The sequence below is a fragment of the Actinoallomurus acaciae genome (assembly GCF_042429965.1).
Taxonomy (GTDB): Bacteria; Actinomycetota; Actinomycetes; order Streptosporangiales; family Streptosporangiaceae; genus Actinoallomurus; species Actinoallomurus acaciae.
Genome location: NZ_JBHLZP010001140.1, coordinates 1 through 979, shown reverse-complemented (window position 1 = coordinate 979; position 979 = coordinate 1). Strand labels below are relative to the sequence as shown.

Here is a 979-nt window from a genome sequence, read left to right as displayed (position 1 = left end):
ACCGGTCACTGCGATGACCGGCGGCGGGCCCTTCCTCCCGCACGGATCCATCAGCGCCTCGTGGCGCACGGCTTTTCTCGTCCACGCACAGAACCACGGCCCGCTCAGGTGGGTTGTGGTAGAGCCCGATCACGTCGACGACCTTGTCCACGAACTGCGGGTCGGTGGACAGCTTGAACGAGTCCTGTATGTGCGGCTTGAGGTCGAACCTGCGCCAGATCCGCCCGATCGTGGACTCCGACAACCCGCTGCGTTTGGCCATCGATGCCCGCGACCAGTGCGTGGCACCTTCGGGCGTCTCCTCCAGCGTCGCCACCAGCACCTGCTCGACCTGATCCAGCAGGATCGAGGGCGGACGGCCCGGCCGCGGCTCATCGACCAGCCCTCCCAACCGCTCGGCGATGAAACGACGCCGCCACCGGGCGACCATGCCCGCCGACACCCTCAGATCAGCCGCCACCCGCTTGTTCGAGCCGCCATCCGCACAGCCCAACACGATCTTGGACCTGAGCGCGAGCGCTTGGGAGCTCTTGGCACGCCGTGACCACCACACCAACTGGACACGTTCGTCTTCACTCAGCACCAGGCCAGCCCTGGGCCGCCCGGAACGCTCACCATCGGCCAGGCCATCCAGCCGGGCCTCGATGAACCGCTTACGCCACTTACCCACCGTCGCCGTGGTCACCCCCACCTCGGCCGCGATCCCCTCGTTCACCACACCCGGCTCCGCACACGCCAGTACGATCCGCGCCCGCAACGCGACCTTCTGCGACAACGACCCCATCGACCAACGAACAAGCTGATCACGCTCATCATCGGTCAGCTTCACCTCGGCCGCAGGACGGCCCATCCGCGCCATGAACAAAACATACCGATTTAAAACCAAGTTTTCCGGCGCAGGACACTAGTACTACATGGCTAGATCTGTAGGACCTGGAGGCGCAAGCGTCGCCGGAAGTGGTTCCTGCGTGCTTGGGCT

1 protein-coding gene is annotated in these 979 nt (G+C 65.4%); it reads right to left on the bottom strand.

All coding sequences use genetic code 11. The annotated features are described in order from the left end of the window. On the bottom strand, positions 1–859 hold an 859-nt coding region (locus ACFFNX_RS51145), incomplete at its 3' end, for an IS630 family transposase (RefSeq protein WP_378213759.1). Positions 860–979 lie beyond the last annotated feature (120 nt).